General features: G+C 57.4%; 13 protein-coding genes and 2 pseudogenes. 4 read left to right on the forward strand and 11 right to left on the reverse strand.

Features of this window, described 5'->3' with window-relative positions:
• Nucleotides 1–56: 56 nt before the first annotated feature.
• The 3 genes from GVL50_RS03465 to GVL50_RS03475 form a co-directional block, all read right to left on the reverse strand.
• Nucleotides 57–1,628: a gamma-glutamyltransferase family protein gene (locus tag GVL50_RS03465; RefSeq protein ID WP_159811759.1), complete on the reverse strand. Its 1,572-nt coding sequence runs from the start codon at nucleotides 1,626–1,628 to the stop codon at nucleotides 57–59.
• A 75-nt stretch (nucleotides 1,629–1,703) separates the two neighbouring features.
• Nucleotides 1,704–2,819: an aromatic ring-hydroxylating dioxygenase subunit alpha gene (locus tag GVL50_RS03470; protein ID WP_159811760.1), complete on the reverse strand. Its 1,116-nt coding sequence runs from the start codon at nucleotides 2,817–2,819 to the stop codon at nucleotides 1,704–1,706.
• Nucleotides 2,820–2,905: 86 nt separating this feature from the next.
• Nucleotides 2,906–3,154 carry a CsbD family protein gene (locus GVL50_RS03475; RefSeq protein ID WP_053120194.1) on the reverse strand — a complete coding sequence of 83 codons (249 nt, stop codon included), beginning with the start codon at nucleotides 3,152–3,154 and terminating at the stop codon, nucleotides 2,906–2,908.
• A gap of 243 nt (nucleotides 3,155–3,397) precedes the next feature.
• Here GVL50_RS03475 and GVL50_RS03480 point away from each other — a divergent pair.
• A pseudogene (locus GVL50_RS03480) lies at nucleotides 3,398–4,937 on the forward strand (cryptochrome/photolyase family protein).
• Entirely contained in the window at nucleotides 4,934–5,062 is a 129-nt protein-coding gene (locus GVL50_RS03485) for a DUF2256 domain-containing protein (RefSeq protein ID WP_159811761.1), read from the forward strand. The pseudogene GVL50_RS03480 and the gene GVL50_RS03485 overlap by 4 nt, the downstream one beginning before the upstream one ends.
• Here the strand turns inward: GVL50_RS03485 and GVL50_RS03490 are convergent.
• Entirely contained in the window at nucleotides 5,029–5,655 is a 627-nt protein-coding gene (locus tag GVL50_RS03490; protein ID WP_159811762.1) for a dTMP kinase, read from the reverse strand. The genes GVL50_RS03485 and GVL50_RS03490 overlap by 34 nt on opposite strands.
• A gap of 192 nt (nucleotides 5,656–5,847) precedes the next feature.
• Here GVL50_RS03490 and GVL50_RS03495 point away from each other — a divergent pair, with 192 nt between their 5' ends.
• Nucleotides 5,848–6,981, forward strand: coding sequence for an aminotransferase class V-fold PLP-dependent enzyme (locus tag GVL50_RS03495; RefSeq protein ID WP_159811763.1), 1,134 nt, complete (start codon nucleotides 5,848–5,850; stop codon nucleotides 6,979–6,981).
• Between the two features lie 66 nt (nucleotides 6,982–7,047).
• On the opposite strand, the pseudogene GVL50_RS28915 reads toward GVL50_RS03495, so the two are convergent.
• A pseudogene (locus GVL50_RS28915) lies at nucleotides 7,048–7,240 on the reverse strand (glutamine amidotransferase); the annotation flags it as partial.
• A gap of 376 nt (nucleotides 7,241–7,616) precedes the next feature.
• Between GVL50_RS28915 and GVL50_RS03505 the strand changes: the two are divergent.
• Nucleotides 7,617–8,171 (forward strand): GNAT family N-acetyltransferase, encoded by a 555-nt coding sequence (locus GVL50_RS03505; RefSeq protein ID WP_256671818.1) that lies wholly within the window; start codon nucleotides 7,617–7,619, stop codon nucleotides 8,169–8,171.
• Between the two features lie 260 nt (nucleotides 8,172–8,431).
• On the opposite strand, the gene GVL50_RS28725 is transcribed toward GVL50_RS03505, so the two are convergent.
• The 6 genes from GVL50_RS28725 to GVL50_RS03530 all read right to left on the reverse strand — a co-directional run bounded on the left by GVL50_RS28725 (nucleotide 8,432) and on the right by GVL50_RS03530 (nucleotide 15,649).
• Nucleotides 8,432–8,569 (reverse strand): hypothetical protein, encoded by a 138-nt coding sequence (locus GVL50_RS28725; RefSeq protein WP_178124150.1) that lies wholly within the window; start codon nucleotides 8,567–8,569, stop codon nucleotides 8,432–8,434.
• Between the two features lie 30 nt (nucleotides 8,570–8,599).
• Nucleotides 8,600–9,106, reverse strand: a complete 507-nt coding sequence (locus GVL50_RS03510; protein WP_159811764.1) for a hypothetical protein — start codon at nucleotides 9,104–9,106, stop codon at nucleotides 8,600–8,602.
• A complete protein-coding gene (locus tag GVL50_RS03515) occupies nucleotides 9,103–9,414 on the reverse strand; it encodes a hypothetical protein (protein ID WP_159811765.1) in 312 nt (103 codons plus the stop codon). Before GVL50_RS03515 ends, GVL50_RS03510 begins: the two co-directional genes overlap by 4 nt.
• Nucleotides 9,415–9,474: 60 nt before the next feature.
• Nucleotides 9,475–10,194, reverse strand: a complete 720-nt coding sequence (locus GVL50_RS03520) for a hypothetical protein (protein ID WP_159811766.1) — start codon at nucleotides 10,192–10,194, stop codon at nucleotides 9,475–9,477.
• Between the two features lie 366 nt (nucleotides 10,195–10,560).
• Nucleotides 10,561–11,097: a hypothetical protein gene (locus GVL50_RS03525; protein WP_159811767.1), complete on the reverse strand. Its 537-nt coding sequence runs from the start codon at nucleotides 11,095–11,097 to the stop codon at nucleotides 10,561–10,563.
• A 178-nt stretch (nucleotides 11,098–11,275) separates the two neighbouring features.
• Nucleotides 11,276–15,649 (reverse strand): response regulator, encoded by a 4,374-nt coding sequence (locus tag GVL50_RS03530; RefSeq protein WP_159811768.1) that lies wholly within the window; start codon nucleotides 15,647–15,649, stop codon nucleotides 11,276–11,278.
• Nucleotides 15,650–15,652 lie beyond the last annotated feature (3 nt).

Genomic DNA, 15,652 nt, shown 5'->3' on the forward strand with positions numbered 1-15,652 from the left:
CAATCGGCGGCATTATCCGCCAGCCGCCCGAGCCCGGCAAATGTGCGCTGCAAGGATCAGTCCGGTTGACCGAGCCCGGAGCCCTCCCCCCTTGGATCGTGCATGGCGCTGCGCCGACCCTCGGCGTCAATTGCAATAATCCCGGCGTGGCCGGTCATGGGGCTGCGCACTGGAATGATTTCCACCTCATGGCCCAACATGCCGAGGCCTTCAATCGTGGTCGTAGCCATATCGCCTTCGAGTTTGAGGTTGTCCGTGCTGTCGAAAAAGCTGCGGCCCAACAGAAAGCGCGGCGCGTGCAACGCCTGATCAATCGGTTGTTGATAGTCGATCAGTTGCGTCGCCAGCACCATCTGCGTTTGCGGTTGACCATCGCCACCCTGCGTGCCGAAGAACCAGCGGCGGCCATCGTCAGCCAGATAGCAGGACGGATTGAGCGTGTGCGCCGGACGCTTGCCCGGTGCCCAGCCGTTGACGTGTTGGGGATTGGCGTTAAATCCGGCCGCGCGGTTTTGCCACAACACGCCGGTGTCACCGAGGATGCAGCCCGATCCGAAGTCATGGAACAGGCTCTGGATCAGGCAAGCCGTACGGCCCTGCGCATCAGTCGCGGCCATCCAGATGGTATCGGCCGGGCGTCCCGGCTCGTTCCACGGCGCCGCGCGCTGATCGTCGATGGCATCGGCGTAAGCTTTAATCTGCGCATCTTCGAGAGTGGCAGCAAAATCCCACGGCTGGCTCAGCGGATCGCACAACTGCGCATTGCGGCGCAGCAGGCCCTGTTTGATCGCTTCGACGAGATAGTGATAGTAAAGCGCGCTGCCATTACCGACGTCCGCCAGCGGTTTGTGTTGCAGCGCGGCCATGGCTTGCAGCGTGTACAACCCCTGGCTTGGTGGCGCGACGTTGTAGAGTTGACCATCGCGATAACGTATCGAAATCGGTGCGACTTCGGGTGCGCGAGTTGCCGCCAGATCGGCCGCCGTCAAACCGCAGCCCAAGCGATCAAACGCGGCTCCGAACGCCTCGGCCAGTTCGCCGTGGTAGAAATCCTCGACGCCGTGTTTCGCCAGATGCCGCAGGGTGTTGGCCAACTCGGGCTGGCGCAACGTATCGCCCTCGCGTAACCAGTGTCCTTCGTGTTTGCACAGACGATGCAGATCCGGCAATTGCTCGATCAGGGGTTGGCGCAGGGTTTGCCAGAACAGCTGCGAGCGCGACACCTGCACACCGGCATCGGCCACGCTCGCGGCGTCACTTAACAGATCAGCCCAGCCGAGCCGCGAGCCCCATTCATGCCGACTGATGTTCGCCGCCGTCTGCCAACTGGCCATCGCGCCCGCCGTGCTGGCGACCGACGCCGGGCCGCGCACGGTGATGATTCCGCGCTCGGGCAAACGTTGCCCGGCCTGACCAATCCCCACGATGGTGCGCACCTGACTGTCGTGGATCATCCATAGGGCATCGCCACCCAGACCGGTCATGTGCGGAAAAACCGCAGCAAGCATCGCACTGGCGGCGAGCATGGCATCAATGGCCGTGCCGCCCGCGTCGAGAATCCGCAGGCCGGCGGCGCTGGCATCGGCATGAGGCGTACAGATCACCGCACGGCTGGAGGTTGCGATCATGGTGACGGGCTCTCTCTTTGCTAGTGATCGTTATGTTTATTGCTAGCAAAGCAAGATGTATGCCTTCAGGAGCCGCTATTCCTGCTCGTGGGTAACGTCCACCAGCGGGATCGGCTCAATCGCCCAGGCACGGATCTGACGACGCTCGGGGCTCGGCACCGCACAGGCCTTACGCCCCGTGAACGTTCGCGCGAGGCGTTCTTCATCAATGCGCCAGCCGCGCTGCTCCAGTGCCTGCATGTCTTTACGAAAGGCGATTTGCAGCGCGTCGGATTTCAACGAGACCTCTTGCTGAAAGGAGTCAGGCACGCGCTCGGGCCGTACGTTTTTCAGCACCGCATGATCCTGTTCGAAGATACGAATATTGCTGGCAATGAACCGGCGATCCAACAGTCGCGAGCGCAGGAATGTTCTGCCCATCATCCACCAGGTTCGCGTGCGATTGGCATCAATCGGCACGTGCGCCGAGACGATGTAGATCCGCCAGCCATTGGGTAATTCGAGCTCCAGCGTTGTACACGGCCCGGACAAATGAAAACCCGGAACAGTGACCACACTGACAAACTCGGTGGAAGATTTACGCCTCAACAGCCCTTTGCGCGCGGGCCTGCGCATGAGCATTTGTGCGCTGCCGCTCCACGCATCGCTTTCCACATCGAACGATTCAATCTCGGGATGATCGGGATCGCCGAAGGTTGAACCATGCACAAAGGGAGCGTGGGCGAAGTCGAGGCCGTTTTCGATAATCCGATCCCAACTGGCCTGCCAATCGAAATGACCACTGACCACCCGAATGGCCGGATCGTCGATCCAGTCGAGCGTTGGTAGAGGCGGACGTTCCGCTTCAGGGAGATCACCTAAAAACGCCCAGATCCAGCCATAGCGTTCCAGCGTTGGATAGGCGTCGACGCGAGCCTTCGCCGGAATTCGCAGGTCTGGCTGCGCAGGTATGTGCGTGCAGACGCCATCCGCACCAAACCGCCAGCCGTGATACGGACACTGCACGCTGTTGCCAACCTTGCTGCCGGCCGACAGCGAACCACCGCGATGCACGCACACATCTGAAAGCACATGCGCGACGCCCGACTCATCACGGAACGCCACAAACGGTTGCCCGAGCAATTGCACCGGCATCAGTCCTTCAGTCAACTGCGACGAGGGCAGAACGACATACCAGAGGTTTGTGAGCATGGGGCGCGGGGGATCCGTCAATTCGTTTAGCTGAGATCATAAAACGAAAGCGGCTCCGAAGAGCCGCTATGTCTGTCTTTCGTGATTCAACGACGCAGAAAGCGGTTGACCAACAGCAGCACTGCCGCACCGATGGCCAGTGCAGCCACTGGTTTTTCTTTAACAAACGTCGAGACGTTGTCCAACGTGTCGCCGTAGGTTTTGGTCAGTTGGCCCGAGGCCTGACGTGCAGCGCCTTCAGCGTCCAGCCTTGAATCACCGATCAGTTTCCCGACTGCGCTCTGCGCCTTGCCAGCGAGTTTTTCTGCAACGCCTTCAACTTGTTCACTTTTCATAATTCATCAAACCTTCGTCTGTAAGTGGAGAGTTCAGAATCGACCTGAGCGTGTGCCGAGAGGCTATCTGCACAGCATTAGGGGAACGGGCGTGGTGATTGGTTCCATCGAAATGAGCGTTGGCAGCCGAAAACAACTGTTTGCTGAAACCCACGTAAACTCGCAAAAACCTATACAGAAGACTACCCTTGTATAACTAATTGCCGGCCTGGCGATGACCTCGAACTTAACGGACTCCGATTGATGAATGCGACGCGGCGCTTGTGCCTGGTCTTGGGCGACCAATTGTCTTTCGACCTCGCTTCCCTGCAGGGCCTCGATCAGGATCACGATGCCGTGCTGCTGGTCGAGGTGATGGAGGAAGCCAGCCATGTCCCCCACCATCCGCAAAAAATCGTCCTGATCTTCAGTGCCATGCGGCATTTCGCTGAGGCTTTGCGTCAGCGCGGGTTGCGCGTGCACTACGTCACGCTGACGGATCCGGACAACAGCGGATCGGTGCCGAGCGAATTACAGCGCTGGCACGCACTGCTTAATCCCAGTGAGATTCATCTGACAGAGTGCGGTGACTGGCGCCTCGAGCAATCGATCAAGGATTGCGGCTTGCCCATCCACTGGCACAGCGATGCTCGCTTTCTTTGCACACGGAGCGAATTTTCCGACTGGGCGCAGGGCAAAAAGCAGCTGCGCATGGAGTTCTTTTACCGTGAAATGCGCCGCAAAAGCAGGCTGTTACTCAACGGTGACGGCAGCCCGGTCGGAGGCGCCTGGAACTTCGACGCCGACAATCGCAAAGCCTTGCCCAAGGGCGTGCGGCCCCCTCCTCCCGTGCGCTTCAAACCCGACGCCATCACCCAAGAGGTGCTTGCGTTGGTGGCCGAACACTTCGCCAGCCACTACGGCGCGCTCGAGACGTTCGACTACCCGGTGACGCACGCCGACGCACAGGTATTGTGGGAGTACTTTCTCGATTGGGGACTGGCCGCGTTCGGCGATTATCAAGACGCCATGGCCAGCAACGAACCCTTTCTGTTCCATGCGCGGATCAGTGCGGCGCTCAACATTGGTCTGCTGGATCTTCGGCAGATTTGCAGCGATGTCGAATCAGCCTATTGGTCGGGCGGCATTCCGCTCAACGCGGCTGAAGGCTTTATTCGGCAACTGATCGGCTGGCGCGAGTACGTCCATGGCGTCTACTGGCTGAAGATGCCCGACTACGCGCAAGGCAATGTCTTCGGCAACACCCGCGTGCTTCCAGAGTTTTACTGGACAGGCAAAAACGCAGATGAACTGCATGCGCCAGGCCATCGGTCAAAGCCTTGAATATGCCTACGCGCACCATATCCAAAGGCTGATGGTCACCGGCAATTTCGCTCTGCTCGCGGGCATCGCGCCCAGCCAGATATGCGACTGGTATCTGGCGATCTACATGGATGCCTTCGACTGGGTGGAACTGCCCAATACACTGGGCATGGTCATGCACGCCGATGGTGGTTATCTGGGTTCAAAACCCTATTGCGCGAGTGGCCAGTACATCAAGCGCATGTCTGACTATTGTCGTGACTGCGCCTACAAAGTCAGCGAAAGCACCACCGACGACGCCTGCCCTTTCAATTCTTTGTATTGGCACTTCCTCATGCGCCACAGCGACCTACTGCGTGGCAATCCGCGCATGAGCATGCTCTATAAAAACCTCGACCGGATGGCTGAAACCAAGCAGCAGGCGCTGTGGCAACGCGCCGAGTTCTTGCTCGCCAAACTGGATCACGGTGAGTCGTTGTGAAAAAGAGCGAGCTGCCGGTCAAAACCTGCGTGACCTGCGGCCTTCCGTTCACTTGGAGAAAGAAATGGGCGCGCTGCTGGGAACAAGTGCGCTACTGCTCGGAGCGCTGCCGAAGAACCCGATAGATCTCGCCAACCACCTGCGCCACGGCATCTTCAATCGTGCCCTCATTGCGGCACAACACCCAACCCTGATCCGTCACCGCGCGCGCGAACGCCTCGGTACATGCCACGTGCTCTTCGCGCTTGTGGATCACCGTGCTGCCTAGCCCCCGGGAGCGTGCCGCCGCCCTTGCCCAGGAAATATCAGGATCGGTCACGACGCCAACATGCAGATCCGGCACGCGCACGTCTCGCGTCATGTTCAGTTGGAGAATCTCTGCAAACGGGACGGTTCGGCGAAACGCCGCGTCTGACGGGTACCAACGGTCGATCAGGATGATGCTGTCCAGCGGTTGCTTGGGCAGCACATGCTGTGAAATCCAGCTGCGGCTATCCGCCAGACGCTGACAAATAGCCCACTCCAGATCCGTTGAGGGGTCTCTTGCGAATTGATTGACGAGGGTCATGGTGCCAGCCCTGTCGGGATCGTTTTTTCTCTCGCACAGGCGAATGACTTTCTTGTTGTCGGCCCTCAGGGCTGCCGTCACGGCTTCCAACAATGTGGTTTTGCCGGTGCCTTTGGGGCCATCGAGAGAAATAAACAGCGCGGGATTCATCGTTCACACGGCGTGTTGAGACATTGGTGGGCACTTTAACCGTATTGATGCCATTCAATCAGCTCATAGCTGTCCCTTGCCTACATTTCTTTGCCTGACCCGAAGCTGCATTTCAATCTCTGCAATCTTGTCATTTGCCAACACTTGAGGCACGGTCGAACCCACTGACATCTCTGCCAAAGGAATTACACCATGTCGAAGCTCTATCCCAGTATCGATCCCGAGGGGTTGGTCGAGTACTCCGTGGTCTACACCGACCGCTCGCTGAACCACATGTCGCAGTCCTTTCAAGCGGTGATGAAGAACATTTCCCAGACCCTCAAGCAGGTCTACAACGCCCAAGGCGTTGCGGTGGTACCGGGCAGCGGCACGTTCGGCATGGAAGCGGTGGCGCGGCAGTTTGCGACTGGCCAGCAATGCCTGGTGATACGCAACGGCTGGTTCAGTTATCGCTGGAGCCAGATCCTTGAGATGGGCAACATCCCGGCAGCCACCACGGTGCTGAAAGCTCGCCCCGTCGATGCCGGTCACCAGGCTGCCTACGCCCCGCCGCCGCTGGACGAAGTGCTGGCAGCGATCGCCGCGCAAAAGCCGAAGATTGTCTTCGCGCCCCACGTTGAAACGTCCTCCGGGATTATCCTGCCCGACGAGTACCTGCGGGCCGTCGGCGATGCCGTACATGCGGTGGGTGGTCTGTTCGTGCTGGACTGCATCGCCTCGGGCACGCTTTGGGTTGATATGCACAAATGCGCGGTCGACCTGCTGATCAGCGCCCCACAGAAAGGCTGGAGCGCCTCCCCTTGCTGCGCGCTGGTGATGTTCAGCTCATTAGCCCTTGAGCGCATCGAACACACGCAAAGCAGCAGCTTTGCCTGCGACCTGAAAAAGTGGCTGCTAATCATGCAGGCCTACGAACAGGGCGGCCACGCCTACCACGCGACCATGCCCAGCGATTCCCTCGCACGGTTTAACGACGTGATGAAAGAAACCCAGGCCTACGGTTTCGACAAGATTCGCGACGAACAACAGGCGCTGGGTGATCGGGTACGCGCGATGTTGACCGGCAAGGGCTTCAAAAGCGTCGCCGCTGAAGGCTTTCAGGCCCCGGGTGTGGTGGTGAGTTACACCGACGATGCCGACATCAAAAACGGCAAGAAATTTGCCAACCACGGTCTGCAGATCGCCGCCGGCGTGCCGTTGCAATGCGACGAGCCGGCCGACTTTCAAACCTTCCGCATCGGGTTGTTCGGGCTGGAGAAGCTGCACAATATCGAGCGTACGGTGAGCACGCTTGAGCAGGCGCTGGATGAGGTGATGGTTGATTGAGACTTCATCGGTCTCGCGAAGCCTGCCCACTGCAGAGTTTCGATGTTTACCCGGCCGAAGTGGTCATCAATGTTCCGCTGCCAACATTGATCTGAACTGAGACGATCTCTGAGGACAGTCCGGCGCTTTCGAACACTGCGCAGGTGAAGCTAATGGGTGCAGGGCCGGGAGCCGTTATGATTCGGTCTGCCACCACAGCTACCGGACTGTTTCTATAAAGGGTGCTCGCTTCATAATCCACGGCATTCTGTTGCAAAAAATGTGTGTTCCTTCTCGACTTGATCGACATATTCAGCTGCGCTCGGAAGCCTCACAGACATGCAGTCACCGAGCCGAAAGGTTCGGTTGTCCCAACCACCCGGCAACACTGGTCTGATTGGCAAATGCACCCTTTGGGGGAACTGTGTCTCAATAAGTTGTTTTACAAGTACGTCATCTATTAAATCTGCGGGTGACATTACTGTGTCCTGCATTAGCTTTTCCAAATCGGTGTTTGAAGGGAAGGATATTCCATACCCATAGCGGTGAGCATCTGTTTCTGGCCGAAAGCCGCACCCACGGAAATCCCTGTCGGCCAAAAGCGGACGGTCGCAACTAACAGCTTTCACACCCGCTGCACCCACTCAGTTGTTCCTATGGAACCTGAAATCGTGCATTTCCGATTTTTACCAGGTATGGCAGACTCCTCGTTTTTCGTGGGGCCTTACGAGTTAACTATGGAGATTCGCCAGTTCAGAATCGGGGATGAGGCGGCGTTGTTCCAAGTTTTTTACTCTGCCATCCATAAAATCGCGTCACGCGATTACACTGCCGATCAAATCGATGCGTGGGCCCCAGCTGATCTTGATCAGACACTTTGGGCGGAGCACCTCCGAAATCTCCGCCCGTTCGTCGCCGAATCAGACGGACAAATAGTGGGCTATGCCGACATTCAACCGAACGGTTACATCGACCATTTTTTTGTGTCGGGTACTCATCCTCGGCAAGGAATAGGCACTTTACTAATGAACCGACTTCATGAAGAAGCCAGGTTTCTTGGCATTGACGAACTAACTTCAGATGTCAGCATGACGGCTGAACCGTTCTTTGAATTGCACGGTTTTCATGTAGTGCGACGAGGATTTCCGATCCGTAGGGGTGTAACGCTTCAGAATGCATTGATGCAGAAAAACCTAAAATGCGGCACATGAATGCACGGGTTGAATCAGCGACTACTTCGGGTTACCTAAAGTACTTTGCAACAGGCAACTATGGGTCGATTTCTGCCTGTAGGTACCGTCAGCTTTTGGCCGGAGGCGGTCAGTCTGCTTCGACTGGCTCCTCGTGGTCGATTTCAGCCGAGTGCCGACGGCGTGGATTAGGCCGAGAGCGGCCTACCGCAGAGCTTAGCCCTCCTAGAGATAAATGGCGGGTCGGGGCTCACTAACCCCAGCCTGCCATCGCTTATCTATTACTTAGGCTTCGCCGGTGTGTGATTGCCACGACCTACGCCGGACTTGTTGCCGGTGGTGCTCGGCAGATTTTTAACTACCGGACGAGTTTCCTGTAGAGAGCCTGAGTGGCTCGGTTTTTGAGGCTGTTTACTCATGTTCATATCCTCCATAAAAACTCTATAGATTTACTTGCAAGCACCTTCCACGCGGCATGCGCATGTGGTTGGGACATGGCACTTGTGGTCATCACCGCAACGCATTGCTTGAGATTCGACACCACCTCCTGGATACGCACCAAAATGCTTCTCATACAGCGCAACTGTATGAGCGAAAGCGTTTTTCAGCTCTTGATAATCTTCCTGACCGTAGATGCCAAAATAGGGGTAGTGATCGATGAAGCGACCGAACACCTGTTGGCAGTCTTCACGATAGGCTCGTGTGTCCAAAATATGTGCATGCCAGAGGTTATCTACCGTTTTACTGGGCACCAGAGCAACCGAAGGGTAAAAGCTCTTCAGTGTTAAAAAGCGACGATATTCCATTTCAGCCAAATCCCAGTCAGCCGCTGACATTTCAGCCTCTGAGGACTCCGTGTATTTGTGTTTCAGACGATTGAAATCCAATTGGCTGACACTCATCGCCAAACCGTTCGCGGCCAGCAGTGGCGAATTCAACGAGATTAACGCATTCATAGTTGTCTCTCCTGTGGTTGAAGGGTGCAGGTTTTAATGGCCCGCCTTCGCTTCAGTTCACGCTCGAAACATTGACGACTGACCAGCGCACAAGGTGAATAACCCGTTGTTGTGAGCTGATACAACAATCGCCATTCACTGCCGAGTTTGAAGCGCAACATACCCTCGCGGCTACGCACACGCTTGCCGCCTAAAACGGTGAACGGCATTCCCGATGACAGGGCTTGGTCAATGCCAATGGCTTTGACTTGGTGACAGACTTTGACCTGGTGACGGCAACAGGAAAGTACGGATTGAATGGTGTGCATGACTGGCTCCATGTGTGATGACAGGGCCAGTCTCGATGTGTGGATTCCACAACCAACAGGTCAGCGAAGAAAATCCAGCAAATCATCAAACTCCTTCGCGTTCTGATATTCACGGATGATGAGGTCCCGGTATTTCAGCAGCAGGGCACATTCCGTTACCACGTTGCAGGCTCGCTCATAGGCCAATGCCAAGTCACCATTGAGGTAATACGCCATCATGCTGTCGCCCAGTGACAGTGCCGCCGTTTGGCTTGCCAAGGTTTTCAGCAGATTGCCTTGGTGAGGGCCGAATCCCATTTGCGGCAGTGCATCAACAAAGGGATTCGTCAGCTTTTCTCTGGAAAGATCGGCCTTATCCAGTTGATCGAGGAGAACGGTCATCTCATGGCGCAGCAGTCCAAGCCCGCCAACAGACTGACGATCCAGGAATAGCTGCCTTGCCCAGTCGACGTGAGCCTGTCGCTCCGCGAAATCCCTGATAAGCGTGATCGCCACTTTTGGCGCGCCGAACAGCCCCTGCAATATGATTGCATTCCAGATCAGCGCTTCATCGGCAGGATTTAAGTACCAACGCTCGCGAATTCCGAGCGCGCCAGGCCCATCATTTCTTCTGCGTTCCAGAGCGATAAGTGGCGTCAGCTTTTCTTTCAGCGCCCCACGCCCCTTGGTTGTCGAACTGGCCAACGCCTCGATCAGCGTATTCAGGGCGACTCTGAGACTTCCATATTGCTTTTGAGATAGCGGCGCCGATAACGGTGGGCAGAGCAAGCGCTCCAGCACGACCGTGTGCTCGGGCCATTGACTTGAGTCAGAGCGCACAGGATTGCTTCAACAAAGAGTCGACAGGTGGTAACTGGTCGGCTTGATCGGAGTAAGTGGCGATACGTGCAGCTTGGGAAAACCAATTGCTCTGAACGCACATATGCGTACGCCGAAACTCATCGAGCACTCCTCGACAGTAGCCAGCCCGCAGAGCATCTGAGGTGGAAGTCGTGAGACCTGCAAGGAGGTGCTGCTCATCACGCTTCGAATAGACCCTAAGCAGTTCTTTGCAACTGGTGATGAGGTGTTTGGCATCGTCATCAGCCAAAGCGTACGGGATAAAAGTGCTGCCTACCGTCAAAGACAAAACCAAACTAAGTGTTTTCAAACGGTGAATTCCTTTTCAGCAGTCGTGTGCGCGGATTCAACATTAGAAACGGGGCTATGGCTCAAGCGCTTCGCGACTGATGTAGGGGCCGCAAGATAAAGTGCCAGAAGGATGAAACCCAATTCACCAAGCTCCAGGGCGGGGTCAGCTCCGGTTTCCAGCAGCCCCACAGAAGCGCCTAGGTGTTGCTCTACATCCACAGTAAAAACTGCGATCACGAGGCCCATACACGCCAGCGTCCCTTGGAAGGCTAGCAATCGACCCATCCCTTTCCAGATGCCAATCGCAAAGTATCGGCAATAATAGGTGTGCCTCCAGAGCAGCACCGCGAAAATCACCATGAACGATAATTCAGCCCAAGAAACATCGGACCATCCTTCGCCGTAGGCAAAAATCCGCATGGTTAGATCGGAAAGGGACAACAAACCTAATAACCAGATCGAAGCACTGATTAACCAAACTATCAGCACGCATAGGCATCTGGTCAGTGCGCTATCAACCTTCGCAATCATTGACCGTTGAGGGGATGACATATGACTCCTTGTCGATGGGATTGACAGCCGCCAGTCAGAACCTCTGAACAGACCAGTTGGGGTTTCTGAATCCTAAATACTCAGTGAAGTTTATCGGGTTAGTGCGAAAACGCCCGTATGGGATGAAATACCTCCCGACAATTTCCGCGCTGCGGTTCTTCACTAACCCAACTCATATTTACTGAAGCAGCTTCAAGGCGCGATCAAAGTCGAACAATTCCACCTGCGCCGCGGCGAGTGTCAGACGTTCTGCCAACGCGCGATCGAGTGGCATATTACGCAGTGCCGCCAGTACGTCCAAAGCCGTCGTATCCCCCTCCTCCAATAGTCTGATCAGCCTATTCAGTTGCTCGCTGATTGCCGAGTCGTCCGGCAGGTAACCCTCCGTCGAGGCCAGTGTGTCCGCCTTAACGTCGGCCAAAGCCGCCAAGGTCGGGAGCAAGCAATGCTCGACCTGCATCGCCAGCGTCTTCAGCACCGTAGCGGGCTCGCCGTCCTGGCAGGCCTGCTCGAGTAAAGCGCTGGCATGCGCCACGTCCTTTGCGCCGATGTTGCCGGCGGTGCCGCGCAAACTGTGCGCCAGTCGTGCGGCGGCGGCAGGATCCGGATCGGTTTGTGCGGCCTGGAATTGCTCGGCAAAGTCTGTCTGAGTATCGCGAAACTTGCAGAGCAGACGTAAGTAGAGATCCCGCCGCCCCATGCAGGTGGCGAGCCCCGCAGCCAAGTCAATGCCCTCAAGACGATCTGGGAATCCATCGGCGAAACCTGCGTTCAGCGATGCTTGCGCCGCTCTAGGTTTTATCCACTTTGCCATTGTGGCGAACATGCTTTCGACATTGAGCGGCTTGGAGATATGGTCGTTCATCCCGCATTCGAGCGCGCGCTCGCGGTCGCCGTCCATTGCGTTGGCGGTCATGGCGATCACTGGCAGCGTGCTGAAGCGCGGTTGCTGGCGAATTTTCCGCGTGGCCGTGTAGCCATCCATCACCGGCATCTGGCAATCCATCAGCACGCCATCAAAGTCGCCATCCTCGGCGAGGATATCCAGGGCCTCTTGGCCGTGCGTAGCGAGTCGCAAGCGGATGCCGACACTTTCCAGCAGCTCGCTGGCCAGTTCCTGATTCAGCTCATTGTCTTCGACCAAAAGCAGCCGGGCGCCGTTGAGACTGGCAACGGTACTGGCATTCTGTTGTGAGCGTTCGCCAGCCCGCGTATCGCCGTGGGTGTCTCTGCCCAGCACGCCACCGATGGCTTCGAGTAATGAAGACGGTGTGACCGGTTTGGTCAGTACCACCGGTAACTGGATGCCCTGGCGTTCGGCTTCTTCGCGGGCTTCTTCGCGGCCGAAAGCGGTAATCATGATCACCGATGGTGTGCGCATCAGACTCGCAGAATGCATTCTGCTCACGGCTTCCATGCCATCCATGCCCGGCATCCGCCAGTCCATCAAAACCAGATCGTAAGGCAGCCCCTTATGCTCGGCGTCGGCCAACATGCGCAGCGCCGTGCTACCGCTCTGCGCGACATCCACTTCCAGGCCAAAGCTGCGCGCCATGCCCGAGAGAATTTCACGGGCACTCGCGTTGTCATCCACGACCAGTACCCGCATACCGAGCAGTTCGCCGGCCTTGAACATACGACGCGGTTGCAGGCCTTGCTGCACGCTGAGTTGCACCTGGAAATGGAAGGTCGAGCCGACTCCCGGTTGGCTTTCAACCCAGATTCGGCCGGCCATCAGTTCCACCAGCTTCTTCGAGATAGACAACCCCAGGCCGGTGCCCCCGTACTTGCGGGTGATCGAAGTGTCAGCCTGACTGAACGACTGGAACAAGCGTGAACACTGCTCGACGGTCATGCCGATGCCCGTGTCGCGCACCCAGAAGTGCAGCTGCACGTGTTCGTTGTCAGAAGCCATTTCTTCAACGCCGACCACGATGTCACCGTGTTCGGTGAACTTGGCCGCGTTGTTGCCCAGATTGATCAGCACTTGCCCCAGTCGCAGGGGATCGCCAAGCAGAGCTGTGGGCAGGTCAGGCGGGATCTGAAACAACAATTCCAGACCCTTGTCCTCGGTCTTCAGGCCGATCATGGCAGCGAAGCTGTCGAGTACATCTTCCAGTCGGAACGGGATCTGTTCGAGACTCATCCTGCCGGCTTCGATCTTTGAGAAGTCGAGAATGTCGTTGATGATGCCCAGCAGGTTCTCCGCCGAGCGATGGACTTTTTCAATGTAATTGCGCTGGCGATTGTCCAGCGAAGTACGCAGCGCCAGATGGCTCATCCCGATGATGGCGTTCATCGGCGTGCGGATCTCATGACTCATGTTGGCAAGGAACTCACTCTTCGCTTGAGTAGCCTCTTCGGCCACTGCTCGAGCCTCCGCCAGAGCCGTCACGTCGATGTTGATCCCGGTTGCGCGCAATGGCTTGCCGTCCGGCGTGCGTGAAAAACGGTTGAGCGAGCGGAACGTGCGCACCCGACCATCATTTTTGCGCACGATGCGAAAATCGAATTCGGCCCGATCTTCGCCACTCTGGACGGCACTTTCGAAGGTGCTGCTGACCCGCGCGACATCGTCGGGATGCACCAGCGCCTGCCAGTGCGCCAGCGTGCCACCGAAGCCGCCAGGCTCCAGACCAAACAGGGTTTCGAGCTGTGGCGTCCAATAATTTGTGCCGCTGACCAGATCGACGTCGAACAGACCGATGTCACCCGACTCCTGTGCCAGGTTCAGGCGATCGCTGGCAGTACGCAACCTGGCTTCCATCGCCCTGCGCTCACTGACATCGCGCACCGAGGCGCACACGCAGACGCCACGTCCCTCCAGACGGGGCAAGTGGGAAAGGCCGATTTCCACGGAGAACAGGCTGCCGTCCTTGCGCACGCCGCTCAGATCGTCCAGATCGCCGCCCATCTGCCGGGTTCCGCCGCTGGCAATGAAGCCATCGCGTAACTTGACGTGCCGCTCGCGGGCAGCCTGCGGTACCAGACGCTCAATGCTCGCGCCAATCAGCTCGCCGGGGGCGTAGCCAAACAGGGTGTCCATTTGCGGGTTGGTCATCAGGATGCGGCCATCGGCTCCCAGCACCAGCATGCCGTCCGGTGCGGCCTCGATGATGCCGCGGTACCAGGCCTCGGTGGCACGCAGCGCGGCCTGCTGGGCTTCCAGCTCGCTGGCCTGATGTTCCAGTTGCAAGGCTTGCGCGCCCATTTCGTCTGCCTGACGGCGAGTTTCCAGGAGCAGCGCCTGGGCTGCTTCACTGCGCTCCATAATGGCCATGGCACCGGCCAGTCTGGGCAGGACTTCTTGCAGCAGCAGCGCTTCGTTCTCTTCCAGTTGGCGAAAACCGGCCATTTCCATAACCCCGAGCAGGCGTTCGCCACGCAACACGGGCTGAACCAACAGGACGCTGGCGGGGGCTGCGCCCAACGGCGTGCGCACATGCCAAAACGGTTCGGCTAGACCCTCAAGCTGACGAGGTTGGCGATCCTGCGCGCACTGGCCAAGCAACCCTTCCCCGAGATCGAGTTCTGTGGGTAGCGGGTGAGCACTGTCCACCGCATAACCGCCCACCAGGCGCAGGCGTGCCGCGCCTTCATAGAGAACGTAAAGCGCTCCCTGGCACATGCCCAACTGCGGCGCGATGTGGCTGAAAAAAGCCTGGGCCAACTGCTGCGGCGTCTCCGCCTGTTGCAGACCCACTTGCAAAAGTGAGGTGTGGTTTTTCACCCAACGCTGGCGCTCAAGCTGACAAGCCTCCAGCTGCAGCGTGGCGATGGCACGCGCCAGGTCGCCGGTTTCGTTGCGAAGATCGGTGTGTGGGATCTGGCCGTCCAGCTTGCCGGACGCCAATTCGTCCACCGCCACGCGGACGCGATTCAATGGCACGCGAATCGAATAACTGACCAGCCAGGTCAACAGCAAGGCCAGCGCCGAACCACCCAGCAGCAAGATGTAGGTGATCGCAGTACTGCGCTCTGCGTATTCCGCCAGGTTCTTCGCCGTATCGTGGATGTCGGTTTCCTTGTTTTTCTCGATCTGCGAGAGCAGCCCGTCACCGCCCTGCTCCAGCGCTAGAAAATCCTTACTGTTGAGCAACATCAAGGCCTGTCCCAAGGAGCCCTTGCCGGCCAGTTCCAGTGCCTCATCGCCATTTTTTTGCAGACGCTGTAATAACACTTCGAATTCCACCAGGCTGCTGATGCTGCTCTGTCGGCGCAGTGTCGGACGAACCTGCTCGAGCGCTTCATGCAGTCGCTGTTGGGCGACATCCATCTGGGCTCTGGCGCTGATACGGATGTCAGCGTTGTTGGTAGCGATTGCACGTTGCATGGCGAGCAACAGATGCGGCAACTGCACCCGAACTTCCTGCACATGCTGAATACCCACCAGATCCTGCTGGTACAACTGCTGCATTTCATTTTTGAGCGAATACTGAGTGCGCAGGCTTTGCACACCCAATATCAGGATCAATATCAGCAGCGCAGCGAAGCCGATGATCAATTTACTGCGCAGAGACAGGCGCTCGAGCATCTCGAACAGTCTGTTCATAAA

The sequence above is a fragment of the Pseudomonas sp. 18058 genome (assembly GCF_902706155.1).
GTDB lineage: Bacteria > Pseudomonadota > Gammaproteobacteria > Pseudomonadales > Pseudomonadaceae > Aquipseudomonas > Aquipseudomonas rustica.